A 25,311-nucleotide genomic window follows, 5' to 3' on the forward strand; every position below is an offset into this window, starting at 1 on the left:
TTTTGATCGGTGCGGTCTCATTGCGATGGGAGAAAGGCTAAAACGGAGATATTTCAGTGTTACTTGGCTGAACCCGCGGCGGGCCGGCCTTGTTGCGGAAAGCTGAGTTGGTCAGCCCGCGCAATTGCGTGGGCTCACGTGCGACCAGACGATGACCGGCGGCGAGGACGCTTCGGCCAAGGGCACGCCGATGCCGCGCGAACTTCCAGTGATAAGCCATCTTTGCGACATGGCTTCTCCTTCGGCAGGGGTGCCTGCCTCGCAGGCGTTCAGATACCAATTCCGGTGAGCCGCTAGGGCGCGTACCGCGTGAAGACGTAGTCATGTCCCTGAACGCGCGCCTCATGACAGGCGAAGCAGGTTTCATGCTGGGCCTCGTCAGCCGGTTTGCCGTCGACAAACCTGCCGAATCCCCATCCGCCGGTGGCGGCGTATTTCTTCGAATCCTTGACCATGATCTGTACGGTCGTGGCGGCGCCGGGAATGGAGGCGGATTCGAATTCGGGCGATTGGACGTGTTTCCAGGCAAGCTTTGCGAGGATGGTTCCGTCAGGGAACGGCAATGTTCCTTCACGATATGCCTTCATCGCCACGACGTTGCCGAGGACCGCTCTAAGCTCGTTCAGGGGCTCTGCTTCCTCGGCCGGCGCGACCAGTTCCCATTGCCGATATTTATCGGGGATCGTGACGCCATAGATCGGTGATGCCGCCTTGGGTTTCGCATCGTCATTTGCTCCGGCCACCGCCGCGAAGACAGATGCCGCAACGATCGCGCCCACACACGGCAGGAGGTGGATAGGTTTCATTGGAAAGCTCCGCTTGACATGCCGTCAGAACTTGTCGACGTCGATGACCGCCTGCGCAAAGGCCTGCGGAGCCTCCTGCGGAAGGTTGTGGCCAATGCCGCCCGAGATCAGCCGGTGTTCGTATTTGCCCGAGAATTTCTTGGCGTAGGTCGCCGGATCGGGATGCGGCGCGCCGTTTGCGTCGCCTTCCATCGTGATCGTCGGCACGCCGATCGCCGGAAATGTCGCCAGCTTCTTTTCCAAGGCATTATATTTTGGCTCGCCCTGCGCCAGACCGAGCCGCCAGCGATAGTTGTGGATCGAGATGGCCACGTGGTCGGGATTGCCGAACGCGGCAGCGGAGCGTTCGAAGGTGGCGTCGTCGAAAGCCCATTTCGGCGAGGCAAGCTCCCAGATGAGGCGGGTGAAATCCCGGGTGTATTTCTCGTAGCCCGCTCGTCCCCGTTCGGTGGCGAAGTAATATTGATACCACCATTGCAATTCGGCCTTCGGCGGCAGCGGCGCCCGGTTCAACGCCTGACTGCCGATGAGATAGCCGCTGACGGACACCATGGCCTTGCAGCGCTCAGGCCAGAGCGCGGCTATGATGTTGGCCGTCCTCGCGCCCCAGTCATAGCCGGCGATGACCGCTTTCGGGATCTTCAGCGCATCCATCAGGGCAACAATGTCGCACGCAAGCGCCGCCTGCTGACCGTTCCTCGGCGTTGCGTCCGACAGGAACCGCGTCGTGCCGTAGCCGCGCAGATACGGCACGATGACCCTGTACCCAGCGTCTGCTAGCAGAGGCGCGACATCGACATAGCTGTAAATGTCATAGGGCCATCCGTGCAGGAGGACGACCGGGGGGCCGTCCGCAGCACCGGCCTCGGCATATCCAACGCTCAGCAGATCAGCGTCGATCTCCTTCATCGAGGAGAAGGAGGTCCGCGATTTTAGCGTGCGGGAAGCGGTAGTTTCCGTCCCGCCGCCCTGCGCTTCCACGATCCCGGTCGCGCCGAAATGCGCTGCGGCGACCGTCGCGGCAGCGACGCCGAAGAGGTGGCGACGCTGATGGTCGATTTTTTCCGGGGTTCTGAATGCGTTCATTGGTACACCGCCTTTTCGTAAATAACATTCTGCCGAGAGTGGTCACGCCGGATCGATCAATGGATCGACGGGTCAAACCAGGTTGATTGCGACTTCGATGTTGCCGCGGGTAGCCTTCGAGTAGGGGCAGGTCTGATGCGCTGCGTCCAAAACGACTCGGGCAACATCGCGGTCGAGTCCGGGCAGGCCGACATTGAGGCGTGCACTGAGGAAGAACGCGCCGTCGGCAACGTTCAGATCCACTTCCGCATCGATGGCGAGGCCGGCCGGCAACATGATGTTCATCTTGCGGGCAGCGATTGCCATCGCACCCTCGAAACAGGCCGACCAGCCGGCAGCGAATAGCTGTTCCGGATTGGTGCCGCCGCCAGGGCCGCCGGGCGTGGAAAGCCGGATGTCAAGCCGACCGTCGGAACTGCGCGACGCGCCGTCCCTGCCGCCGGTGGTGCGGACCTTGGCGGTATACAGTGGTTTTGCAGATTGGGTCATGACGGCTGTGTTCCTTGCAAAAGGTACTGGGAAAAATCGGGGGAGATGGGTGCGCGACGTCGCTATCAGCGGGTGCGCAAGCAGGCTGGAAGGGCCGGTGGCCGGGCAGGCTTCACCGCATCAGCGATGATGACAATGCAGGCATGATCATTCTCCCTGAGCCGCAGCAGAAGTTCTCGCTGCTTCGAAACATAGAGGAGGGTCGCCTGGAGCTCCCGTTATGCACTATGATGGGGTGTTAGCGCTCGCCAGCAGCCGCACGTCTTGGAACCGGGCCGCTATCACGTCCTGCCTCAAAGTCGCCGCTCGGGGCGACGAAATCGAACTTTCTGCGATGTAGATCTTGGATTTCGAACCAGGATCTGCCCCAGCCATCAGACAGGATGCGATGAAAAACGACGTCATGATATCGCCAGCCGCGCAGACGAGCGACAGGATATCGTTTGGTCCCTTTACGCTGGCGCCGGGCGAAAGGCTTCTGCTGCGGCAAGGCATGCCTGTCGGTCTCGGCACGCGCTCTTTCGATATCCTGGCAGCCTTGGCCGCGCGTCCCAACGAGATCGTCAGCAAGAAGGATCTGCTGGCCCATGTCTGGCCCGACGCCACCGTCGAAGAAGGCAGTTTGCGGTTTCACGTCGCCAATCTCAGAAAGGCCTTAGGCGACGGCAAGGATGGGGCACGCTACATCGCGACCCTGACGGGACGAGGCTACTGCTTTGTCGCCCCGATCTCGCGATCGGATGGTCAAAACCATGTAGCAAGGGAGGTCGTTGCCAGCTATCCGCAAGCCAATCTGCCAGGCCGCCTGGTCCGGATGGTCGGCCGTACCGGTGATACCGACGCACTTTCAACTCAACTGGCCGACAGGCGTTTCGTCACGATCGTTGGCACCGGTGGTGTCGGCAAGACCACGGTTGCCGTGGCTGTGGGCCATGACCTGGTCGAAGCATTCGCGGGTGCCGTGCATTTCGTCGATCTCGGGGCGCTGAGCGATCCAAGCCTGGTTGCGACGACCGTAGCCTCGATGTTGGGGTTGTCCCTTCAGGCCGACGACCCGACATCCGGCTTGGTCGCCTATCTGGCGGACAAGAGGATCTTGCTCATCCTCGACACTTGCGAGCATGTCATCGACGCGGCGGCGGACCTGGCGGCCCGTATCTTCGCCGCTGCGCCGCAAGCGCACCTGCTGGCAACGAGCCGGGAGCCTCTTCAGGTCGAAGGCGAGCATGTTTACAAGCTGGCGCCGCTTGAATGCGCGCCGGGCGATCTGGAATTCACCACGTTCGTGGTGAACAGCTTTCCTGCGACTCAGCTCTTCCTGGAACGCGCCGCGGCGAGCGGCGCCCGGCTTGACCTCCAAGATGCGGATGCCGCCATCGTGGCCGGCATCTGCCGCAAGCTCGACGGCGTGCCGCTGGCGATTGAGCTGGCGGCTGGACGGGTTGCGAGTTACGGCCTGCAGAAAACCGCGGAACTTCTCGACGAGCGGCTGACGCTGTTGTGGCCGGGACAACGCAGCGCGCCGGCGCGGCAGAAGACCCTCCAGGCCACTTTGGACTGGAGCTACGGCTTGCTGTCCGAGTTCGAGCGACTTTTGCTTCGCCGGCTTGCAGTCTTCGTTGGTCACTTTTCGATCGACGCCGCGCTCGAAGTCGTGACGAGCGCAACGGTCGACGACACTCTCGTGTTTGGCGCAATCGACAGTCTCGTTGCCAAGTCGATGGTGGCGGCAAGGCCCGCCGGAGCAACGATGCGTTATCGACTGCTCGACACGACAAGGGCTTATGCCCTTCAGCTCGACGTCGACGATGCCGAGCTCGCGAGCCTGGCCGCACGTCACGCGACTCATTACCTGCGCTGGCTGGAGCAGACAGGAGCCGAGTGGCCTACCTTGTCGAGCGCCGCGCAACGATCGCTTCAACTCGCGGGCCTGGCCAATGTGCGAGTGGCTCTGGATTGGTGCTTCGGACCCGGCGGGACCATTGAAGTCGGCGTCCGTCTGGCCGCCGCGGCGGCCCCTGTTTTTCTGTCGATGTCATTGCTCACCGAATGTCATCGTTGGACGGCGCGGGCGGTCCTTGCCCTCGACGACACTACTGGCGGCGGATCGGAGGAGATGCTTCTTCAGGCCGCCCTCGGGGTGTCCCTGATGTTCACCCGTGGTGGAAAAGATGCGGCGCGCGTGGCTTTGAACAGAAGCCTTACCATTGCCGACCGGCGTGGCGACGCGCTCGATCAGCTTCAGATTCTGGGCCCGCTGCAGATGTTCCACCTGCGCAGGGGAGAGTTCAGGGTCGCGCTGCGCTATGCGGAGCGCTGTACCGTCATCGCCGCAACGCTCGAGGATTCTGTCTCCACCACATTGGCGCATTCCTTGATGGGGATTTCTCTTCACCTCAGCGGAGAGCTGGGCCGCGCCCAGACCGCGCTGGAAGCGGCGCTGAGATGCGGGCCGCGTTCCGACCGGACAACGACGAACTATCTCGGCTTCGACGGCAGGATTCTGGCCGGCGCAATTCTGGCAAGGACGCTCTGGCTGCAAGGTTATCCGGATCGGGCCGTGGAGCGCGCGCTGCTGACGGTCGAGGATGCGGAGGTCCTGAACCATCCCCTGACGCTCTCCATTGCACTTGTCTGGGCGATTTCCGTGTTCCTCTGGGTCGGAGACCTGGCGCGCGCAGAGGAACACATCGATCGTCTTTTCTCCCGTGCCGAATTTCATTCCCTTGGACCCTATCTCGCGCTAGGGCGCGGCTTCAAAGGGGAACTCGCCATTCGTCGAGGCAACGCAGGCAGCGGTGTCGAAAGTCTTCGATCCTGTCTCGCCGAGCTTCATGCCGCCCCCTACGAACTACTGACCACGCCGCTCAACATCTCGTTCGTTCAGGGCCTCGCCGCGACCGGTAGGTCCGCCGAAGCGCTTTCACTGATCGAAGAGACGATCCAGCAGGTCGAGGCAAGCGGCGATCTTTGCTACATGCCGGACCTGCTGCGCGTGAAGGGCAATCTTGTTCTCGCGGCCCCGCAAGCCGGCACCGACGAAGAAGCGGAACTTTGTTTTCGGCGGTCGTTAGAACTCAGCGATCGTCAGGGAGCTCGCGCATGGGAGTTGCGGACCGCCATCGACCTCGCTTCGCTGTTGGCCGTACGCGGACGACACGAGGCCGCCCGAGCACTCCTCCAGCCAATTTTCGCGCGATTCGGGGAGGGTTTGGAGACAGCAGACCTGCAGTCAGCCGCACGCCTGCTGGCTACGCCGAACTAGCATGGCTCTGGCAGCGCCGCGGGCAGGCAGCAGCGGCGATCCCTGCCGCTGCTCCCGATATGACCGTTCGCGATTTGAACCTATGGATGACGTTGAGGCCGTGCCGTCATCGGCCGCGAAACCATGCGGAACGATACGGGAAGATTTCTGATTTTGGCCCCCGAAAAAGTCAATAAAATCAATATCCTTGGCACACCCTCCGGGCCCACCATTCAGTCCACCAGTTTTGTGGCGTTTTCGACCGTCTCAGAATAGTGTCGACATTTCCGTAGGTTAGCGGCGCCATCGGGGTAACGCTTGGCTGAGACACCGCCGTCCCGGCCCAGAATGCCCCGAATTCTGGGCTTCGTCTCTCGGGGCCCATTTCCGTAGCCAACTGTTTGGAAAAGCGATGCTCGGCTGATGGTCGGAATCAGAGGCCGAGCAGGGCAGACTGACCGGACCAGGCGAGGGGAAGGTCAGAAAGGCGTGACAGCCTATGAGCTGTGAGTTCGACTGGCTGATTGCCGGCGATAATTTTCGACACGACCTTCGGCGAGAGAAATGCCAGCGGGAGGAGCCTGCTAACTTCGGAGACCGTTGTCTCGTTTAAGCTCGCGATCTCTGTTAGGCTTCGGCCGGAGCCATCCGTGAGTAGATGGAGATACCGCTGGGAGCGTTGCACTACGTCGATCAAAGCTGCGTCTGGCTCCAAGCCGTTGCTCGAAGCATCGCTTAGAACGATACGCATCTCGACACCGCGTCGCTTGATGTCGAATGGGCAAGAGATCGAAAAGGTCTCGGCACCGCCATCAGATGGCAAAGCTCGGTCGAGCAAACGTTCCGCGATTGCCCTGCAATCGACGTCGACGGTCAGCACTTTCTGACCAAGCGTGATGCGGCGGACGAGCTTTTGCAGCAGCGATCGCTTTCCGTCTGCAGTCTCGGAGCTCCAGGCAGCCTTGACTTCAGCCGCGCAACGCATCGCGTTTTGGATTTCGGCCGCGCCTCCCCATCGCTGAATCAAATCAGCGATTTGGCCATGATCGCTGAGAATACGATTCAGCTGTTGCTCAATTACTGATTCAACTGCATCGGCGGGAAGGCGCCAGCCGTCGGAATTGCCGCGTCGCTGATCAACGAACTGTTTTGAGACGTAGTAGCGATAGCGGACGCCGCGCTTGTTGGCATGCACCGACCTCAGTTTTTCGCCGTGTTCGTCAATGAACAGGCCGGTGAGGAGATGCTGTTGGATGACGTTGGATGTGCTCCTCCGCCGCGGCGCCTGAGACGCCAACAGCGCCTGCGCCTCATCGAACATTGGATCTGCAATGATCGGCTCGTGCTCGCCGTTGTGGACCTGATCTTTGTGCTTGATCTTGCCGATGTAGATAGGGTTCGAGAGCAAGTGATAAAGATTGCCGCGGCCGAATGGCATCGTCACGGCAACGGTTCCATCCTGGCGTTCGCGGCTTCGAGTGACGAGGCCATCGCGCGCAGCTTCGTCAGCGAGGCTACGTACTGATTTCAGCACAAGATAGCGGTCGAAGAGATGTCGGACGATCTTCGCCTCGGCGTCGTCGATGACGAGCTTGCGGTGCTCCACGCGGTAGCCGAGCGGCACTACGCCACCCATCCACATGCCCTTCTTCTTGGAGGCCGCGATCTTGTCTCGGATGCGCTCGGCTGTGACCTCACGCTCGAACTGGGCGAAGGACAGAAGCACGTTGAGCGTCAGCCTGCCCATCGATGTGGTGGTGTTGAACTGCTGGGTGACAGATACGAATGACGCCGCGCTGGCGTCGAAGATCTCGACGATCTTGGAGAAGTCCATCAGCGAGCGGGTGAGGCGGTCGATTTTGTAGACGACCACGACATCCACCTTCTTGTCGCGGATGTCCTGAAGCAGTCGCTGCAGGGCAGGGCGCTCCATCGTCCCACCAGAAATGCCGCCGTCGTCATAGCGATCCGGGACAAGCTTCCAGCCGAGGCCGACCTGCGAGGCGATGAACGCCACGCAGGCCTCGCGTTGGGCATCGAGGGAGTTGAATTCCTGGTCGAGGCCTTCCTCACTCGATTTGCGAGTGTAGACCGCGCAACGCAGGCGAGGTGTCGGGTTGCTGCTCATAGGCCGAAGAACCTCGGACCGGACCAATGCGCGCCAGTGATCTTGCGCGCGATCGACGAAAGCGAGGGATAGATCTTGGCCTCGAAGACGAAGCCATCTTCGATCACGTCGACGATGTGGGTCTTGCCGTTCCAGTCACGGACCAGCCTAGCGCCGGGCAGAACTTGTTTGCGCTTCTGCGCGATCGTCACCTTGATGTCGTCGTCGACGACGTTAGGTTGCCTGTCGCGGTCGGCGATCTTCTTTTCGACCCGGTCTATGGCGGACCTGAGCAAGCGACGCGTCTCGGTGGAAAATCCACCGAGACGCTTTGCCTGAAGATGCCAGGCTGCTGCCCTGATCAGAAGTTCACGCCTGACACCCTTTGGCGGCGGACACTTATAGATCTTCTCCCATTGGGCTGTGAGTTCCTCCCGGGAGAGGTCGCTCATAGCGGCGACCTCTGTTTCGATGCTGAGCCTGGCGCGCATTGGCTTAGGCGCCCTTGGCGCTGTCATCGATACGATAGCGGCGGACCCCATCTTTGCCGACCTCGCTGACCAGGTTGAGGCCAAGCTTCTTCTTGACCACCGCTGACAGGAAACCCCGTACCGAGTGGGCCTGCCAGTCGGTCGCCTCCCTCAGCATCTCGATCGTGGCGCCCTTAGAGAGCCGAAGCTTTTTCAGCACCAGGTCGGATTTGCTCTGCTTCGCCTCATTGCGAGGCGCAGCCTTCAATGGCTTTGCCGGTGCGGTCTCCGTACCGGCTTCCGCGTCACGAGCTTTCTCCTTGGGCGACTTCGGCTTCCTCGCACGCTTGGTCGCAGAAGGTGGCGCATCCCAGATGTGCTCGTGCGGCTCCGGCGGGATCTGAAGCTTGTCGTGGTTCGATTCACTGCCTTGGTCGGTGCCGAATGTCGCCATGGTCGTTCTCCTCAGTTCGAGGCGTCGGCCAATCCGGCGCCTGTACTGAAGTGAGCCCGCTTGGCGGGCTGGAGAGACCTTGGTCCTGGTGGGGCGATAACCGCCGCGTTGGTGGCTACAGCAATGCTTGCGTGCGCAACGAAGTCCAGTGGAATATGCCTCGACGGCTAGCTATTTCAGTAAGAAGCGTTCGGGCTTCGATTTGCTTCAAACCAAGGAACTTTACGCGATGTCGGACGAACACGATCACGCTCGCACTGCTCTGATCGAGCTGACCGCAGATATTGTGTCTGCGTATGTCAGCAAAAATGCTGTGCCGGTCTCTGCATTGCCCGAATTGATCGAAAGTGTGAACTCGTCGCTGTCAAAGATTGGGCAGCCGCCCGAAGAGCCGAAACCTGCACTGACGCCGGCCGTCAATCCGAAGCGATCGGTCACCCCGGACTACATCGTCTGCCTTGAGGACGGACAGAAATTCAAATCGCTCAAACGCCATCTGAGCGTACGCCTCCGGCGAGGACCGGTGAAGACTTCACCGGATGGGTACCTTCGATCCGGCGAGAGTGTCGCCGAAGCCGCACAATGGGTGGCCGCTTCCAGCATTGATGCATTGCTGCTGCTTCAGGTGCGGCGGCGGCAGCGCGCTATGCGCCTTGGCCAGGGCCTCGATCCAGGCGGCGACCGCCAGCGGCAAACGTTCACATGACGGGGATATGGCCGGTTTCCGCCATACAACGGTGGTTGGACGGGCACCTAGTAGACGGCATGGTGCGACCCGTTTCGGACATCCGGCTCCAAGTACCGAATGACAAAAAGGCACGTCAAGGCGAACGTTGATTTCTGCCTTAAGTCGGCTTCAAGCAGTCACCCAGAAATTCGATGAAGCGTTGCGTCATTGCCGAAGCAGGCGCGTCTGGATGGCGGCGAAGACAGAGCGGCGGCGACGATTTCCTCCGCCAGAAGCGCGATGCCTAACGTCGGTGTTGATCCGGCGTCTCATCGCATCGGATGCAAGGAGACGCGAAGGGCGAGCAGGCGGTCACATTACTCAGGCGTCAGTTCAACTCGATACGTTCTCCAGTTGCCGCCGAGCGTTTTACCGCATCGACTACCCTCAAGGTTTTGAGCCCCTCACGCCCGCTGACAAGCGGCGGTTCGTCTCCGCGGATTACCTTGCAGAATTGCCTGATCTGCAGAACGAGTGGGTCCTCGTCGTCGACCTCGATACGCGTTTGGTCAAAGGGTTCCCACCAACTCCGTTTACCAGGATTGCGCCAGACCTCGAGTGACGGAACAGCCAGCGACCCGTGCGTTCCTCCGATCAAGTAACAGGATTGCTCGGTCTTGGCGTAGGCCGGATTCTCTCCGGTTGTCATCTCCCAGCTCCACGGTGCGACCACCGCGTCCGAGACTGTCGCAGTTCCCAACACTCCGTTCTTGAACTCAATCAGGATCACTGCCGTTTCCTCAACTGCGTTGCCGCGCACCGCGTTGGACTCGCGTGCCTGAACCGCAGCCACATCGCCGAAAAGGTAGCGCAGATTATCGACATCGTGGATGAGATTGAGGAAAACCGGCCCCGCACCGCGCTCACGACGCCACGAGATGTCGAAGTAGTCGTCGGGTTTGAATAGCCAGAACATCGCATTGACAACAAGAACGCGGCCGAGCTTTCCGCTCTCGATGATTTCCTTTGCCTTTTGCATCACCGGATTGTGTCGGCGGTGATGACCGGTCAAAAGAGGAACACCTTTTGCCTCAGCCGCTGCGATCAGCCTTTCCCCGGATATAATGTCGTCGGCGATAGGCTTCTCGATGAGTGCAGGAATGCCGGCTTCAACGGCTTCCAACCCGTTCTGAACGTGAGCCGGGTTGGGCGTAGCCACGATGATCCCATCAGGTAGGTCTGCGGCAATCATTTCTGCGAAGCTTGGAAACCACTTCACGCCGGCTTCCTTGGCAATGGTCTCGCCAGCCGGCGTGGGATCGACCACGGCGCTGAGTTGCGCCGAGGGCTCGGCCAGGACGTGCTGAATATGGCGCTACCGATGAGGCCTGCCCCAACTACGGCCAGCTTAACCCGTTGGGTCATGGTCACCTCAGCCGTTGCCCGCCGCCTTGATCATTGTCGCCGCGCGTCGGATGGCAAGCTGGTATCCTTCCGTTCCAAGGCCGCAAATCACGCCATCCGCGCGGTGCGAAACGAACGAATGGTGTCGGAAGCTTTCGCGCTTGTGCACATTGGAGATGTGGATCTCGATCACAGGCCCTTCAAATGTGTTCAGAGCGTCAAGGATGGCGAGTGAGGTATGGGTGAAGGCCGCCGGATTGATGACGATGCCCGCACCGTCCTCGCGCGCCTCATGAATCCAATCGATGATCTCGTATTCCCGGTTGCTCTGATGAAAGCGGATTTCATGGCCAAGTTCGGCTGCCAGCTTGCGGCAGTCCGCCTCTACGTCTGCGAGCGTTTCATGCCCGTAGATATGCGGCTGGCGTTTGCCAAGCAGATTGAGGTTTGGTCCATTGAGAACGTAGATCAGGCTCATAGCATAGTGTCCTTCTTGAGCACTCTGTTCTGGTCAGACGAACGCGATTGCTTGAACAGCAAAATCAGGGTCCGACTCGTAGAGATCTGCGCGCAAGCCGAGCTTTCCAGCTTCGAGAGCAGGCGCGGCGATCGTCCGCGCGGCCTCGAGAACGGCAGTGAGAAGCTTCTGCTTGGTCTCTGCAGTACGACCCGGTGCCATCCGCACGATGATTTGGATGAAATGATGATCGACATGCTCATCGCCCACGCAGGAGTATGTCGCCTCCCGCGCAAGCGTGCGCACGGCGGAAGGTTTCACAAGGCCGCCATCGCGAACGCAGCGATGCACGGTCAGCGTCAGTCGGTCCATGGCTACATGCTCGCCTGCGCCCCGGCTATAATCGATGATGATATGCGGCATTTGGGATATCCCCATCAAGCCGACAGGCGGCATAGGTCCGTAAAGTGAAGGGACATGCGCTCTGCGTCCGGTGCTATCCCGGTGAACAATTCGAAAGCCGCTGCTGCCTGGTAGACGGTCATGCCGCCGCCCCGAAGGGTCCGGCAGCCTTTTCCTTCGGCGAGAGCAAGGAGCTCTGTGACGAGTGGCATATAGACAATGTCGGCCACCCAATGCCGTGGCAGAAGCCATTCCGCATCAATCGGCAAACCAGGATGGCTCTTCATACCCGTCGGCGTCGCGTGGATAAGGCCGTCCGCGGAGCGCAGGGCGCTGCCGACATCCGTCGTGGCACGCGCGCAATCCCACGAGAACCGATCGTTCAACTGCCGAGCCAACGTTTCTGCCCGTTTTGAATCCTGGTCAAAGATCGATAATCTCTCAATACCGAGCTTGATTGCGGCATGCGCCACGGCGACACCGGCGCCGCCGGCGCCAAGCAGGACGGCATGCGACTTCGCGACGTCCGGAAGGCCGCGCTGGAAATTCTCGTAGAAACCGTACCAATCAGTGTTGTGGCCGATCCTCTCGCCGTTGCGGAAGACCACGGTGTTGACCGCACCGAGCATCTTTGCATCCTCGGAAAGGCGATTGAGGTGGGCGATCACCGTCTGCTTGCACGGATGTGTAATGTTGCTGCCGGCAAAACCGCGCTGCTCTTCCTCGTCTAGGAGGTCCGGCAGCGCGGAGGCGGGAAGGCCTCGCTCGGCGAAGTCGAGAAGCTCGTAACGGTAATCGAGGCCCTGGCGTCGCCCCTCCATTTCGTGGAGGGCCGGGGACTTTGACATTTGAATGTCGGCACCGATCAGTCCCACGAGGAATTTCTTGTCGTGCATTGGCATCGCTTTGGAAAGTCAGTGATGGGCCAGGATTTCACCGAGGAAGGTTTTCGTGCGCTGGTGCTCGGGAGACTTGAAGAAGACCTCCGGTTCGGCCTCTTCGACGATTTCTCCGGAGTCCATGAAGATGACGCGGTCAGCGACCTGACGGGCAAACCCCATTTCGTGCGTGACACAGATCATCGTCATGCCGTCACGGGCGAGCCCGATCATGGTGTCGAGCACCTCTTTCACCATTTCGGGATCGAGGGCAGAGGTCGGTTCGTCGAAGAGCATGACCTTCGGCTCCATGCAGAGCGCGCGGGCGATGGCGACGCGTTGTTGTTGTCCGCCCGATAGCTGCGCGGGATATTTGTCCGCCTGGTCAAGGATTCGAACGCGCTCGAGATATTTTCGAGCCAGTCGCTCTGCGTCAGCGTGGCTTACGCCTCGAACACGCATTGGGGCGAGGGTACAGTTCTGAAGTACGGTTATGTGGGGGAAGAGATTGAAGCTCTGGAAGACCATTCCCACTTCGCGACGTACAGCGTCGATGGATTTGGTGCTTCCGTCCAGTACGTGACCCTCGACGACGATCTTGCCTTCCTCGATCGTCTCGAGGGCATTGATGCAGCGGATTAACGTTGATTTCCCGGAGCCTGACGGCCCGCAGAGGACGATTTTTTCGCCTTTGCGGACCGACAAACTGATGGATTTCAAGGCATGGAAAGTGCCGTACCACTTCTGCACGTCCTCAAGGGAAATCAGCGGCGATTGATCTTTTGCGGAATTGAGCACGGAACCCTCCATTTGGGCTTTACTTCACGGTGAACGGGATGTTCGGAATGGATTCCGGGAACTGCGGCAGATCGATCGCCATCCACTTCTTCGTGATGGCGGCAAGCTCACCATTGGCCTTGATCTTGTCGATGAAGGCGTTGACGGCTTCGTTCCAGTCCTTCTCGCCGAGACGGGTACCGACGCCGTTGTAGGTCGTCAAAAAGTTAATCTTGCGCTCGTACGTGCCGGCACTCGCCGCATCCAGACGCTGACCATAGAACTGGTTGCCGCCAACCGCCTTTACCTGTCCGGAGACCAGAGCCTGGATGGTTGCGGCGTCGTCATCAAAGCGGCGAACCGTTGCGGTGGATCCGACGGCGTTCGTTACTGCCTTGTCCTGCGAACTGGATTTCGGAACGCCGATCTCCCATCCGGCAACGTCTTCAGGCTTCGTAACCGTGTCGGACTTGGCGGCATAAAGCGAAATCGTGTTGGCGGCGTAAGGCTTGCTGTATTGAATTGCTTTCGCGCGTTCTTCCGTCATCGCCATCGTTGCGAACAAGATGTCGACTTTGCCGGTGGTAAGCGCCGGAATTCGGTTGGCAACGGCGAGCGGCTGGAATTGAACCTTCACGCCTAATTCCTTGGCAAAAAGGTTGGCGACGTCAGCGTCGAAGCCGTCCTGCACGCCGCTTGTGTTGACGAACCCCCATGGCGCATTGTCGCCCTGGATGCCGACCACGAGCGTGCCCTTTGCCTTGATTTCCTCTACAGTTGCCGCAGAGGCGGCGGCAGTGCCAACGGTTGCGAAGGCAATAGTTGCCAGTGCAAGTCCGAGAAAAATCCTACGACTGTTATGCATGCTTATTCTCCTCCTTAAGAGTTTTGCTTCGAGCGAAGCGGTTAGCGGGCAGCTTTCGCCATCCGTTTTTCAAGGCGACTTCCCGCATGGGAGAGCGGCCAGCAAATGATGAAGTAGATTGCGCCGACAATCCCGAAGACGAGCAGCGGACGATAGGTCTGGTTTGAAATGATCTGACCGGCGCGAGTCAGTTCAATGAAGCCGACGATTGCTGCCAGCGACGTGCCCTTGGTGAGCTGGACAAGGAAGCCGATCGTGGCCGGCAACGAAATTTTCAGGGCCTGCGGCAGAATGACGTCTTTCATCCGCGAGACATAATGCAGACCGAGGGCGTTGGCGGCTTCCGTCTGGCCCTTCGGCACAGCCTCGATGGAGCCGCGCCAGATCTCGCCCAGGAAGGCGCTGGCATGGAGCGTGAAGGCGACTGCGACCGCGATCCACGCGTTAACGTCGATGCCCAACAGCGCAACGCCGTAATAGACAACGAAGAGCTGCATCAGAAGGGGCGTGCCCTGGAAGACGCCGATATACCCTGCGGTGATCGTCCGGGCGACCTTGTTCTTCGAGGTGCGCAGGAGCGCGATCAGGATTCCGAATATCCCCCCACCGATGAAGCCTACGATCGCAAGCAGCACGGTCCATTTCAAACCCTGCATCAAAAAGAAAAATTGATCTTCTCCGATGGGACCCATGGCTGCTTCCTATCGCGTCGGGTAGTTGAAGTAGTGGCGAGAAATGAGCGCAAAGAGGCCCATCATCAGGCTTGAGATGACCAGGTAGATAGCGGTCACCGTGAAATAGACTTCGAAGCTGCGGAAGGTGTCAGACTCAATGCGCTGAGCGGCCGAGGTCAGCTCGTAGGCGGCGATCGACGTGCAGACAGACGTTGTCAGTGTCAGCATGATGAACTGGCTTGTGAGCGAGGGATAAATCGCCCGCAGCGCCGGCTTGAGCACGATGAGCCGGAAGACGTCCGCCTTGTGAAGACCAAGTGCGAAACCTGCCTCGATCTGGCCGCGCGACACGCTCTCGATCCCGCCTCGGATGATCTCGATTGCGTAGGCCCCACCATTGATGCCGAGGGCAATGATCGCCGTGACGGTCGGATTGAGGCGGATGCCCATGAGAGGAAGGGCAAAATATATGAAGAAGATCTGCACCAGGAATGGCGTATTACGCACAACCTCGACGAACACGATCACGGCAGCCCGCGTGATCTCGCTCTTGGAACTCCTTGCAACGACGCCCAGGATCCCGATGACGAGTGCGAGGAGCATCCCAGCTAACGCAAGGCCAACCGTTCCAAGCGAACCCCATAGCAATTCTGGGGCGCGGTCGAGGACCGCACCGAAATCGAACGTATACCGCATGTAAGACTTCCTCCTCCTGACCGGCCTAAGCCGCGTCGGCGCCAGATCAGTGATCCGGTTTCAAAATTCCCAGTGCGCTGGCATGCAGATGTTTTAAATGTGCCTCCGGGTCCACCGGCCCGACGAGTGGCACTTCAACCGAGATAGCAGCGCCGTATTCGGTTGCCGCACAGAGGTCCTTCAATGGCAATTCGCCTTCTCCAGGAGCGAGCCTGCCGCTTCTCGCCTCGGCGATCATTGCGTCCGATGTTTTAGGCGCAGGCCCGCGGCAGTCGCAAAGCTGGATGTGTTTTACCTTCCCTGCATTTGCGCGAAGCTCGTCGATCGAGGCGCCGTTTCGGAAGAAGTGAATCCCGTCAACGAGGGCACCGGCGTTCTCTGCTCCACAGGCATTCAAGACCTCTACGCTGTCGCGAAAGGTCCTTACCGTCCGCCAGCCCATGTTTTCGATGTCGACTGACATGCCATATCGCGCCGCGACGGCGCAAAACTCTGAAAGGTTTGTGGCAAGACGGCCGCGGTCTCCATCATCGCCGCAAACACTCAGCCGGCGCGCCCCTATGTTCGCAGCGGCTGCGACTGTCGCCTCATGGGAGGCAGCAACGAAGCTCTCGTCGATCACGAAGAACTCGATATCGAATATCTTGATGCCTTCGCCATCGGCAATTGCCTTGAATTCCTGGGCACTGTGGCTGCCCACCGGCAACTCGTAGAAAGGGGCTCCGGGAAAGGCGGGGTGAAGACGAAGCCCTATCGACGCAAAACCCGCCCGAGCAGCTATCACCGCGAATTCCTTGGGCGGCAACCCGATCGATGAAAAGTGCGCCACGCCCAGTTCAAGGCCCGGCCCTGGCGTCGCGACGGTCATCACAAGGTCCCCTTTGTCGCAAGGTGATTGCGCAGATTGGTTCCCGTGCGGTGAATATGCTGACGCAACATATCGCACGCATAGTCCAGATCCCGGGCGACGGCTCCCTGAGCGATCTCGCTGTGCTCCTGGCTGACGTTGCGGTCACCCGACGTGCGGGTCAGAAACACCCGGCGATAACGGTCGTTGAGATTAAGCAGCAGGCTGCAGAAATGGAGCAGGATCGGCTTCCCGCAGCCCGATATAAGTGTCAGATGGAATTCGCGGTGGAGCTCTTCCCAGCGCTCGAGTGTCTCGGGGCGGGCCGCGTCACGCTCAGTGCGGTTAAGGCGATGCAGCGCTCTCATAACGTTGCCTTCCCACTCCACATCGCCGATCCGCATGGACTCGCGAAGCGCAAAGACTTCGAGCTCTTCGCGCAGGATGGTTATCTCTTCCAGATTGGCCAAGGAGATTGATGAAACGCGGTAGCCGCGATTGTCCTCGAACTCCACTAGACCGTCCGATATCAGCCGCGCCAACCCTTCACGCAGCGGACTGAGGCTTACGTTGAACGTCTTGCGCGCCTTTTCGAGATTGATCTTGCTGCCAGCCTGAAGCTCGCCGGAGATGATCGCCTCACGAAGACGGGATGCAAGCTGGCTCCCAATCGTGTTTTTGCCGTCATCGAGAAAGCCAGAAGACGGTGGAGAATCTTCTGTCGGCGGAGCAGATGCGCCGTCATCATGCGGTACCATTGCTTCTGCGGGCTCCCCGAAATTAGTCGTCGATGATCGGTATAATAAACGATTATTCATGTCAACTTCGGTGCACTTAAATTTGCGAAAATGCCAAGCGCTAATTTCGGTGTTGAAGACAAAATATAATTAAATCAACCACCTGGACGCTTCCACCCTGATCCTTTTGGCATCTCGGTGGCGCGAGAATCTGCGGCGGCGGCCTTGACAGATAATCGATTATTTGAATAGTCGGGCAAATCGGGAGGTAGCCCCACATGGTGATCAAAACTGAAAGCGATCTGACGCCAGCCGTCCTCGCCGTGATGAATCGCACTAAAGACCCCCGCCTGCGAGAAATCCTCGTGTCGATGGTCACGCATCTTCATGCTTTCGTGCGCGAGGTTCGACTGACTGAGGTCGAGTTTCGGGAGGCGACAGCCATGCTGAACGAGATCGGGCAGCTGCATACTGATCACCACAACGAGTTTGTGCTGATGGCCGGTTCTCTTGGCGTGTCTTCACTTGTCTGCCTGCTGAACAATGGCGACAGAGGACAGACTGAGACCTCCCAGTCGCTGTTGGGCCCATTCTGGCGCCTCAACTCTCCGCGAGTCGAAAATGGCGGGTCGATCATCCGATCCGAGACGCCGGGCACTCCCTTATTCGTGCATGCCAAGGTCGTTGACCGCGACTGTAAGCCAATTGCCGGCGCCGAAGTGGATGTCTGGCATGCATCTCCCGTCGGTCTTTATGAAAACCAGGACCCGGACCAGGCCGAGATGAACTTGCGCGGCAAATTCACGACCGACGAGCAAGGTCGGTTCTGGTTCAGGACCGTCAAGATGGTCGGGTATCCGATACCGGTCGATGGCGTGGTCGGACGCCTGCTCAAAGCTCAGGGACGCCATCCGTACCGACCAGCGCACCTGCACGCACTGATCTTCAAGCATGGATACAAGACGCTGATTTCCCAGGTCTTCGACCCCAGCGACCCGAACATCGACTCCGATGTTCAGTTCGGTGTCACGGCAGCGCTGACCGGCGACTTCATTCGTCATGAGGAGCCCCATCCGACCGAAGCGGATATTCCTGGTCCGTGGTTCTCGCTCGACTACACTTATGCCATGGAGCCCGGCGAAGCCGTTTTGCCGCGTCCCCCGATCAAATAAATCACGATCAGCAGAGCAAACGATATGATCACCGAAGAAGAACGCCGGGCCGCGGCAGACGCGCTACTCAAAGCTGAAATCGAGCGCAAGCCGATCATACAGCCTAGCGAGACCTACCCGAACCTCGAGCTCGAGGACGCCTACCGAATTCAGGCTTTGTGGGCGGAGGCGAGGGTAGCCAAGGGCGCACGGATCGTCGGGCATAAGATTGGCCTGACGTCACGCGCAATGCAGATGGCTTCGAAGATGACGGAGCCGGACTACGGCTGCATTCTTGACGATGCGCTTTACAACGACGGAGCGCAGATCAGGGCTGACTTGTTTATCAAGCCGCGCCTCGAGGTCGAGCTGGCCTTTGTTATGGGTGAGGATCTCGTCGGGCCCGGCACCAGGATCTATGACGTCATGCGTGCGACCGAGTTCGTTGTCCCGGCGCTCGAGATTATCGACTACCGGACCGAAGTCCCTCGAGCGATCACGGATACCATTGCGGACAACGCGGCTTTCGGCGCCCTCGTCGTTGGCGGCCGCATAATTCGCCCGATGGACATCGATATCCGTTGGGTCGGAGCGACTCTTTCCAAGAACGGCATCATCGAGGAATCGGGCGTGTCGGCGGCGATCATGGGACATCCGGCAGCCGGCATCGCGTGGCTGGTCAACAAACTTCATGCTGTGGGCGGTGGCCTGAAGAAGGGACAAATAGTCCTGGCCGGCTCCTTCACGCGTCCTGTCGATATCGCGAAAGGTGATGTCATCCAGGCCGACTATGGCCCTGTTGGCTCCATCGGCGTGTCGTTCGTGTGAGGTGCTAGATGGAACATCCTGTCAATCGGTTCAAGCGGAAGCTCCTTGCTGGTCAAAGTCAGATCGGCCTGTGGTGTGGCCTGCCGGGAAACTACGCCGCGGAAATCGTCGCGCCTTCAGGTTTCGATTGGCTCCTGTTCGACACGGAACATTCTCCGGGTGACGTTCTGACCGTCCTGCCACAATTGCAAGCGGTCGCACCATACGACGTTTCCCCAGTCGTCCGCCCGGCCATCAACGACCCCGTTCTCATCAAACGCTTCCTGGATATTGGCGTTCAGACACTGCTCATTCCCTACGTTCAGAACGCGGAAGAGGCGAAAGCCGCAGTCGCGGCCGTGCGATATCCTCCGGATGGAATTCGTGGTGTTTCTGCCCTGACGCGCGCCACTCGTTTCGGCCGAGTTGCGCACTATGCGCAAAATGCGGAACGGGAAATTTGCCTGTTGCTGCAAGTTGAGACGCGGGAAGCGCTTGGCAACCTCGAGTCGATTGCCTCGGCAGAGGGAGTGGATGGCGTATTCGTAGGACCGGCAGACCTTGCAGCGAGTTTCGGACACAGGGGCCAACCGAGCCACCCGGAGGTGGTCGATGCAATTGTCGACGCGATTGAACGCCTGAAAGCGTTGGGCAAGCCTGCGGGCATTCTTACCCCGGATGAGAAGTTCGCGGCACGGTGCATCTCACTGGGAACACTATTTACTGCCGTTGGTGTCGATGTCGCTGTTCTGGCGAGGGGATCGGAAGCACTCGCGGCACGATTTGCATCGCAAGGAGCGTCCCGCGATGCCGGAACGTGATGAACTCCTCACTGAAATCGCACCGACGGGAGTCATCAGAGCGGCGGTCAACATGTCGAATGCCGCACTTGTCCAACTCGATCCAGTGACAGGCGTTCTAACAGGGCCGAGCGCGCAGATCGCGATCGCACTTGCGGCAGAACTCGACTGCTGTTTGTCGCTGGTTCGATACGGATCGGCCGCTGACATTCTTGCGGCTGCCGAAGTCAACGAGTGGGACGTTGCATTCATTGCTCCCGATCCGTCACGTGCCGACAGGTTCTCCTTCTCGCCCCCCTATACCACGGTGACCGCCAGCTTTCTGGTGTCAGACAGTAGCCCGCTAGGCAGCGTGGGGCATGTCGACGTCGAAGGGGTGCGCATCGCCGCCGCCAAAACCGCTGCGTATACAAAGCAGCTTGAGCGACAGGTTAGAAATGCAATCCTCCTCCATACCGAAAATCCCGCCTCCGCCCTGGACATGCTTATATCCTCCCAGTGCGATGCGGCTGCGGGCTTGACCGAGTCCCTGTCACGTTTCTGCGAAGAGAATCCAGGTTTCCGCGTTGTTGAGGGGACATTCTCGAAAGTGCCTCAGGCGATCGCTGTGCATCGGAGGTGCGTTCACGCTTCAGCCTTCCTGTCGGACTTCATCCAGCAGCATTGCAGTGCGGGTAAGCCGAGCAATTGAAGCAGTTGGCGGAACATGCGAGGGAGCCGGGTCGAGGGGACGCGACAGGTTAACCCGCGAATAGTCAATTGGAATCCTCTTCCCTCTCAAGCGTTCCGACTCGGAAGTTCATGTTTTGGGGACGATGTCGAGCAACTCTTATTCCGAACGGTTGGGGGTGGCCGTGCCCTGGATCATGGGCGTGTGCTTCGTGGTGCAGCAAGTCCTTGCCGTCGTTGCCATTCGGCGTCCTGATGACCGCGTGGATGTGCCCGCGCGTCGGCCACGCCCCGCCGCCACCGCGAGAATGGCCCAGATCGGCGCTCCTCCCCCACCATGACCGCCAGGCAAACTGCGAGCGCCATCGCGACCAACTGGATGAGCATCATCAGGCGGCGGGAACCCGACGCGAATATCATCCCTCTTAAGTCGTGGGTCCGCCCGGTATCTCTGTGAGACCTTCATCTCACCGATCATCCGTAACCGGTTTCGAGATGCCGAAAGCTGCCAGTCCTGTAGCGGCCCCAAATCAGCCGCTCTTGCACCCTTTGTGGTCAACACGTGTTCGTCGACCCTTTGTGTGAGCTGGATAGAGAATCCGCTCGCACGGAAAACTAGTCCTCTTCCTCGTCCGCAGGTTCGCCAGACCATACGAGAGAATACGAGGGAAACGGGTTGGCGAACCACCCGCTAACGTATTGATTTCCTGTAGAAAAAGACCACCCTCCGGGCCCACCATCCAGTCCCCCCGTTTTTTGGGGTTTTCGACCGTCTCAGAATAGCTCCGACATTTCCGTGGGTTAGCGCCGAGTAATGGGCAACACTTGGCTGAGACGCCGCAGTAAACGTCCAAAACACCTGACTTTTAGTCGTCCGTCTCTGTCGGGCGAATTCCGCAGCCAAGTGTTTGCCAAAGCGATGGTCGACTGATCAGCGAGATGCTCGCCGGATGGTTAGAAGCCGAGGAGTGCAGCCTGGTCAGTCCAAGCAAGGGGGAGGTCCGACAATCGGGACAGCCGGTGCGCCGTTAGTTCAACAGGTTGATCACCTGCAACGATGTTGGCCGCAATTTTCGGAGCGAGGAAGGCGAAGGGCAGGAGGCGGCTGACCTCCGATGCATCGGTGCCGTTGAGGATGGCAACGTCGGTGAGGCTCCGGTTGGCTCCGTCCGTAAGTTGGGCGAGATACAAGTGGGCTCGACGCAGAAGGTCGATCAAAGCGCCATCGGGTTCTCGGTTGCTGTTAGATCCGTCCGTAAGCACGGTACGTGTTTCGACACCGCGCCGCTTCATGCCGATTGGACATTCAATGGAAGTCACTTGCGACCCATCGCTGGATGGCAGAATCCGGTCGAGAAGCAATTCCGATAGCGAGCAGCGATCCAGTTCGATGGTCAACGATCCGGGCTTGAGGGTGATCCTGCGAACGATCTTTTGGAGCAGAGATCGCTTCGCGTCTGCAGTGCCTGATGCCGAGCGCAACCGCATCTCGTCGGCTCGCCGCATCGCCGACTGGATTTCGCCAGCATCGGCCCATTGCCCAACCCAGTCAGACAGTTGGGCATGATCGCTGAGAATCCGATTCAGGGGATGCTCAACTAATGATTCAAGTGCGGGCGCTGGAAGACGGCAGCCTTCTGACCCTTTTCGGCGCTGGTCGACGAATTGCTTCGAGACGTAGTATCGGTAACGGACACCTTGCTTGTTGGCATGGACCGATCGCAATTTCTCGCCGGCCTCATCAAAGAGCAAACCAGTGAGCAGATGCGGCTGCGTGACGTTGGAACTGCTTCGCCGCCGCGGCGCCTGAGAGGCGCGAAGTGTCTGGGCCTCCTCGAATGTGACTGATGTGACGATCGGCTCGTGCTCACCATCGTATACGTGATTCTTGTGCCTGATCTTGCCGATGTAGATCGGGTTCGAAAGAAGGTGATAAAGGTTGCCGCGACCGAACGGCATGGTGACGGCAACTGATCCGTCTTTGCGTTGTCGCGACCGTGTAGAAAGCCCGTCACTCGCAACCTCGTCGACAAGATCCCGGACCGACTTCAGCGTGAGATAGCGGGCGAACAGGTGTCTGACTGTTTGTGCTTTCGGTTTCGTCAATCACGAGCTTGCGGTTCTCGACACGATAGCCCAGCGGCACCACGCCGCCCATCCACATGCCTTTCTTCTTCGACGCGGCGATCTTGTCACGGATACGCTCGGCTGTGACCTCTCGCTCGAACTGAGCGAAGGACAAAAGTACATTGAGGGTGAGCCTGCCAATTGAGGTCGTGGTGTTGAACTGCTGGGTCACCGAGACAAACGAGACGGAGCTGGCATCGAAGATTTCGACGATCTTGGAGAAATCCATCAGCGACCGAGTGAGGCGATCGATCTTGTAGACGACCACAACATCGACTTTTTTGTCCTGGATATCCTGTAGGGGACGCTGCAGGGCAGGGCGTTCCATCGTACCGCCCGAGATGCCACCATCGTCGTAGTGGTCTGGCACCAGCTTCCAGCCAAGACCCACCTGCGAAGCGATGAAGGCCGCGCAAGCTTCGCGCTGCGCATCGAGCGAATTGAATTCCTGCTCCAGGCCCTCTTCGGTCGATTTGCGCGTGTAGATTGCGCAGTTGAGGCGAGGGGTCATTGTCATAGTCCAAAGAACCTTGGGCCGGACCAATGGGCACCGGTGATGCGACGGGCGACAGCCGACAGCGATCCGTAGGTCTTGCCGTCAAGCACGAAACCGTCGTCGACAACCTCAACAATGTGCATCCTACCGTTCCATTCCCGCATGAGACGAGAGCCGACTTTTGGCGGAGGAGATTGTGGCGGCGCCGTCAATGCCTTATCCGATGACGCTGGCCAGACTGATGGAACTCCGTCCTGGCGACCCGGCCCAGCATTGCTTGGTTGGATAGCATTCACGTTGGTCCGACGCGCAATGCGTGTCCCGAGTGTTTTCTTGACGGTCGAAGGCAAACCACCCAATCGCTTGGCTTGAAGATGCCAGGCAGCCGACCGCTCGAGCAACCCACGTTTAACCCCTTTGGGCGGCGGACAGCCATAGGCCTTTGTCCAGGCTGCTGTGAGTTCATCGCGCGTGAGATCGCCGACGTCGGCGATCTCACTATCCATGTCCAGTCGCTTGCGCATTAAATCAACCGACAGTCTTCGCCTCGACGATGCGATATCGCCGTTGTCCGTCCTTGCCGGTTTCGCTGAGCAGTTCGTGGCCAAGCTTCTTCTTGACGGTGCCGGACAGGAAACCTCGCACCGAGTGCGCCTGCCATCCCGTCGCATCCATCAAAGCCGGGATGGTTACGCCCTTGGCCGACTTCAGTTTCTTGAGGACGATCTCGGTTTTGGGAGGCGCCGCGGGCCCCTCGTCTTTGGTTTTCTTCACAGTCACCGAGGCGGTCACACCTGGCTTTTCGCGCGGCTTCCGGGTTGGGGTACTGTTGTCGGCGCTGGACGCCGTCTCGGCACCCTCGACGTTGTCGGCCTTGCTAACGATAGTGTTGGGGATAGCCATTTTGAATTCTCCGTCAGTTCGAAGCCCGGACCATTCCGGCGCTTGTACTGGCTGAAGCCCGCCGTTTGGCAGGCTGGAGATTCTGCTCTGTCTTAATCCGCTGCTCTTCTGCTGCGCTGGAAACACCAATGCTTCAAGGCCGCCGGGCGGCATGGCGCCTCATGTCTGCCGTAGAGTTCAGATTTGACGATTCCTGAAAGCGGACATCGCCGGCGGCCACGTTGGAAGTCGTCGTTGCGCCATGTGTGGACGGCTCCCCGTTGGCAAAGGAATTTTTGATGTGCTGCGGTGTCGGTCGGTGCGGCCATGTGTTCGACCTGTTGGTACGACACGTATAGACCGCTGGCCATAATGCCTTCCGCGGAGACGGGTCCCGACCAAAAGCACGCACTTTGAAGCGCTCTGCGTATGTGTGGGTTTTCCGATCTCCGGAGTGTCGACCGTTTCTGCATTACATCGCGTTTGCCCTTCCCAAACACAAAATCCGACGGCCCTCCCGGTGGACTATGCGGCCGCGACCTGCGGCTCTCTGTAACGTTCGCCGCTCGTCATGATGGCCCAGATCATCCGCGCCATCTTGTTGGCGAGCGCAACCGCAGCGATCTTCGTCGTGCGACGGGCAAGCAGCTGGACCAACCAGGGTCGCCTCGTTCCATGCCGTTGGGCATAGCGGATGACCGCGAGCGCGCCGACCACGAGCAATTGCCGCAGGTATCGATCTCCTTGCTTGGTGATGTCACCGAGCCGTTCCTTGCCGCCGCTGGAGTTCTGTCGCGGCACTAGGCCGATCCAGGCAGCCAAGAGTATCGCGGCTACCGCTGCGTTTTGCCAGAGTTCCTCGATGAGATGCACGGCATTGAACTCGGGTTAACGGCGGTTTCGGGATTGCGACGGTTCTGATTCTGTTGGTGACGTTGATTCGGAGAGCACCGCCATGCCTGAGACTGCCGAGAAGCCGCGTCTGCGGCTGTTGCTGGACCATTTCGCCCTGATCGAGGATGACCGGGAGGGGTGGCGGGTGGCGCATCCTCTGTCTGAGGTTCTGCTGCTGGTGGTTTGCGGCACCATCGCGGCGGGCGATGACTTCGAGGACATCGCCGATTGGGGCGAGGACAATGTGGCCTTCCTGCGCCGTTTCCTGCCCTATCATCACGGGGTTCCGGGTTCGCGTTGGCTGCGGTTGCTGATGAACCGGATCGATCCGGGGCTGTTTGCGAACTGCTTCCAGTCCTGGGCGACGGCGATGCGTCCGGACGCGCCAGCGCTGGTGGCCATCGACGGCAAGACCTCGCGCGGCA

General features: G+C 59.5%; 26 protein-coding genes and 2 pseudogenes. 7 read left to right on the forward strand and 21 right to left on the reverse strand.

The window, feature by feature from the left end; all coding sequences use genetic code 11:
* Positions 1-293: 293 nt before the first annotated feature.
* From EN859_RS26815 to EN859_RS26825, 3 genes are all read right to left on the reverse strand, one after another.
* Positions 294-806 (reverse strand): cytochrome P460 family protein, encoded by a 513-nt coding sequence (locus EN859_RS26815; protein WP_127855702.1) that lies wholly within the window; start codon positions 804-806, stop codon positions 294-296.
* A gap of 24 nt (positions 807-830) precedes the next feature.
* A complete protein-coding gene (locus EN859_RS26820; RefSeq protein ID WP_127855701.1) occupies positions 831-1,892 on the reverse strand; it encodes an alpha/beta hydrolase in 1,062 nt (353 codons plus the stop codon).
* 72 nt (positions 1,893-1,964) lie between these two features.
* The gene (locus EN859_RS26825) at positions 1,965-2,381 is read right to left on the reverse strand and encodes an organic hydroperoxide resistance protein (RefSeq protein WP_127855700.1); all 417 of its coding nucleotides are present in this window, start codon (positions 2,379-2,381) and stop codon (positions 1,965-1,967) included.
* 388 nt (positions 2,382-2,769) lie between these two features.
* Here EN859_RS26825 and EN859_RS26830 point away from each other — a divergent pair, with 388 nt between their 5' ends.
* Positions 2,770-5,646, forward strand: a complete 2,877-nt coding sequence (locus EN859_RS26830; RefSeq protein ID WP_245525709.1) for a winged helix-turn-helix domain-containing protein — start codon at positions 2,770-2,772, stop codon at positions 5,644-5,646.
* 412 nt (positions 5,647-6,058) lie between these two features.
* On the opposite strand, the gene EN859_RS26835 is transcribed toward EN859_RS26830, so the two are convergent.
* From EN859_RS26835 to EN859_RS26845, 3 genes are read right to left on the reverse strand one after another with little or no spacing between them, the layout of a single operon-like run.
* Positions 6,059-7,753 (reverse strand): recombinase family protein, encoded by a 1,695-nt coding sequence (locus EN859_RS26835; RefSeq protein WP_127855699.1) that lies wholly within the window; start codon positions 7,751-7,753, stop codon positions 6,059-6,061.
* The gene (locus EN859_RS26840) at positions 7,750-8,223 is read right to left on the reverse strand and encodes a DUF2924 domain-containing protein (protein WP_210237727.1); all 474 of its coding nucleotides are present in this window, start codon (positions 8,221-8,223) and stop codon (positions 7,750-7,752) included. The genes EN859_RS26835 and EN859_RS26840 overlap by 4 nt, the downstream gene beginning before the upstream one ends.
* Positions 8,224-8,227: 4 nt before the next feature.
* Positions 8,228-8,656, reverse strand: a complete 429-nt coding sequence (locus EN859_RS26845) for a DUF3489 domain-containing protein (RefSeq protein ID WP_127855698.1) — start codon at positions 8,654-8,656, stop codon at positions 8,228-8,230.
* Positions 8,657-8,885: 229 nt separating this feature from the next.
* Here EN859_RS26845 and EN859_RS26850 point away from each other — a divergent pair, with 229 nt between their 5' ends.
* The gene (locus EN859_RS26850; protein ID WP_127855766.1) at positions 8,886-9,362 is read left to right on the forward strand and encodes a MucR family transcriptional regulator; all 477 of its coding nucleotides are present in this window, start codon (positions 8,886-8,888) and stop codon (positions 9,360-9,362) included.
* Between the two features lie 349 nt (positions 9,363-9,711).
* Here the strand turns inward: EN859_RS26850 and EN859_RS26855 are convergent.
* The 10 genes and pseudogenes from EN859_RS26855 to EN859_RS26900 all read right to left on the reverse strand — a co-directional run bounded on the left by EN859_RS26855 (position 9,712) and on the right by EN859_RS26900 (position 17,081).
* A pseudogene (locus EN859_RS26855) lies at positions 9,712-10,748 on the reverse strand (Gfo/Idh/MocA family oxidoreductase).
* A gap of 7 nt (positions 10,749-10,755) precedes the next feature.
* Complete coding sequence (gene aroQ, locus EN859_RS26860; protein WP_127855697.1) at positions 10,756-11,205, reverse strand: type II 3-dehydroquinate dehydratase; 450 nt, start codon at positions 11,203-11,205, stop codon at positions 10,756-10,758.
* Between the two features lie 33 nt (positions 11,206-11,238).
* Positions 11,239-11,607 (reverse strand): 5-carboxymethyl-2-hydroxymuconate Delta-isomerase, encoded by a 369-nt coding sequence (locus EN859_RS26865; protein WP_126092641.1) that lies wholly within the window; start codon positions 11,605-11,607, stop codon positions 11,239-11,241.
* Positions 11,608-11,621: 14 nt separating this feature from the next.
* Entirely contained in the window at positions 11,622-12,482 is an 861-nt protein-coding gene (locus EN859_RS26870; protein ID WP_189502243.1) for a shikimate dehydrogenase, read from the reverse strand.
* Positions 12,483-12,500: 18 nt separating this feature from the next.
* On the reverse strand, positions 12,501-13,274 hold the full coding sequence (locus EN859_RS26875) for an amino acid ABC transporter ATP-binding protein (RefSeq protein WP_189502245.1): 774 nt from the start codon (positions 13,272-13,274) through the stop codon (positions 12,501-12,503).
* 7 nt (positions 13,275-13,281) lie between these two features.
* Positions 13,282-14,106, reverse strand: coding sequence for a transporter substrate-binding domain-containing protein (locus EN859_RS26880; RefSeq protein WP_126092644.1), 825 nt, complete (start codon positions 14,104-14,106; stop codon positions 13,282-13,284).
* Between the two features lie 41 nt (positions 14,107-14,147).
* Positions 14,148-14,798, reverse strand: a complete 651-nt coding sequence (locus EN859_RS26885; RefSeq protein WP_127855694.1) for an amino acid ABC transporter permease — start codon at positions 14,796-14,798, stop codon at positions 14,148-14,150.
* A 9-nt stretch (positions 14,799-14,807) separates the two neighbouring features.
* Positions 14,808-15,476, reverse strand: coding sequence for an amino acid ABC transporter permease (locus tag EN859_RS26890; protein ID WP_127855693.1), 669 nt, complete (start codon positions 15,474-15,476; stop codon positions 14,808-14,810).
* Positions 15,477-15,522: 46 nt separating this feature from the next.
* Positions 15,523-16,344, reverse strand: coding sequence for a sugar phosphate isomerase/epimerase (locus EN859_RS26895; RefSeq protein ID WP_127855692.1), 822 nt, complete (start codon positions 16,342-16,344; stop codon positions 15,523-15,525).
* Positions 16,344-17,081 (reverse strand): GntR family transcriptional regulator, encoded by a 738-nt coding sequence (locus EN859_RS26900; RefSeq protein ID WP_127855691.1) that lies wholly within the window; start codon positions 17,079-17,081, stop codon positions 16,344-16,346. The genes EN859_RS26895 and EN859_RS26900 overlap by 1 nt, the downstream gene beginning before the upstream one ends.
* 257 nt (positions 17,082-17,338) lie before the next feature.
* On the opposite strand from EN859_RS26900, the gene EN859_RS26905 reads away from it, so the two are divergent.
* The 4 genes from EN859_RS26905 to EN859_RS26920 are packed head-to-tail and all read left to right on the forward strand — an operon-like array spanning position 17,339 to position 20,509.
* Positions 17,339-18,232, forward strand: a complete 894-nt coding sequence (locus EN859_RS26905; protein WP_127855690.1) for an intradiol ring-cleavage dioxygenase — start codon at positions 17,339-17,341, stop codon at positions 18,230-18,232.
* 24 nt (positions 18,233-18,256) lie between these two features.
* The gene (locus EN859_RS26910; RefSeq protein WP_018237596.1) at positions 18,257-19,039 is read left to right on the forward strand and encodes a fumarylacetoacetate hydrolase family protein; all 783 of its coding nucleotides are present in this window, start codon (positions 18,257-18,259) and stop codon (positions 19,037-19,039) included.
* An 8-nt stretch (positions 19,040-19,047) separates the two neighbouring features.
* The gene (gene hpaI, locus EN859_RS26915; RefSeq protein WP_127855689.1) at positions 19,048-19,839 is read left to right on the forward strand and encodes a 4-hydroxy-2-oxoheptanedioate aldolase; all 792 of its coding nucleotides are present in this window, start codon (positions 19,048-19,050) and stop codon (positions 19,837-19,839) included.
* Positions 19,826-20,509, forward strand: a complete 684-nt coding sequence (locus EN859_RS26920) for a transporter substrate-binding domain-containing protein (protein ID WP_127855688.1) — start codon at positions 19,826-19,828, stop codon at positions 20,507-20,509. Before hpaI ends, EN859_RS26920 begins: the two co-directional genes overlap by 14 nt.
* Positions 20,510-21,441: 932 nt before the next feature.
* On the opposite strand, the gene EN859_RS26925 is transcribed toward EN859_RS26920, so the two are convergent.
* The 5 genes and pseudogenes from EN859_RS26925 to EN859_RS26940 form a co-directional block, all read right to left on the reverse strand.
* On the reverse strand, positions 21,442-22,593 hold the full coding sequence (locus tag EN859_RS26925; RefSeq protein ID WP_245525710.1) for a recombinase family protein: 1,152 nt from the start codon (positions 22,591-22,593) through the stop codon (positions 21,442-21,444).
* On the reverse strand, positions 22,499-23,125 hold the full coding sequence (locus tag EN859_RS39610) for a recombinase family protein (protein WP_245525711.1): 627 nt from the start codon (positions 23,123-23,125) through the stop codon (positions 22,499-22,501). Before EN859_RS39610 ends, EN859_RS26925 begins: the two co-directional genes overlap by 95 nt.
* Positions 23,126-23,127: 2 nt before the next feature.
* Positions 23,128-23,634 carry a DUF2924 domain-containing protein gene (locus EN859_RS26930; RefSeq protein ID WP_127855687.1) on the reverse strand — a complete coding sequence of 169 codons (507 nt, stop codon included), beginning with the start codon at positions 23,632-23,634 and terminating at the stop codon, positions 23,128-23,130.
* A 4-nt stretch (positions 23,635-23,638) separates the two neighbouring features.
* A complete protein-coding gene (locus EN859_RS40555) occupies positions 23,639-24,166 on the reverse strand; it encodes a DUF3489 domain-containing protein (protein ID WP_348632947.1) in 528 nt (175 codons plus the stop codon).
* A gap of 351 nt (positions 24,167-24,517) precedes the next feature.
* Positions 24,518-24,811 (reverse strand): annotated as a pseudogene (locus EN859_RS26940) (transposase); the annotation flags it as partial.
* 136 nt (positions 24,812-24,947) lie between these two features.
* Here EN859_RS26940 and EN859_RS26945 point away from each other — a divergent pair.
* Positions 24,948-25,311: ISAs1 family transposase (locus EN859_RS26945; RefSeq protein WP_135913523.1), on the forward strand; the 364-nt coding region annotated here is incomplete at its 3' end.

The sequence above is a fragment of the Mesorhizobium sp. M00.F.Ca.ET.216.01.1.1 genome, from assembly GCF_004010325.2.
In the GTDB taxonomy this organism is placed as follows: Bacteria; Pseudomonadota; Alphaproteobacteria; order Rhizobiales; family Rhizobiaceae; genus Mesorhizobium.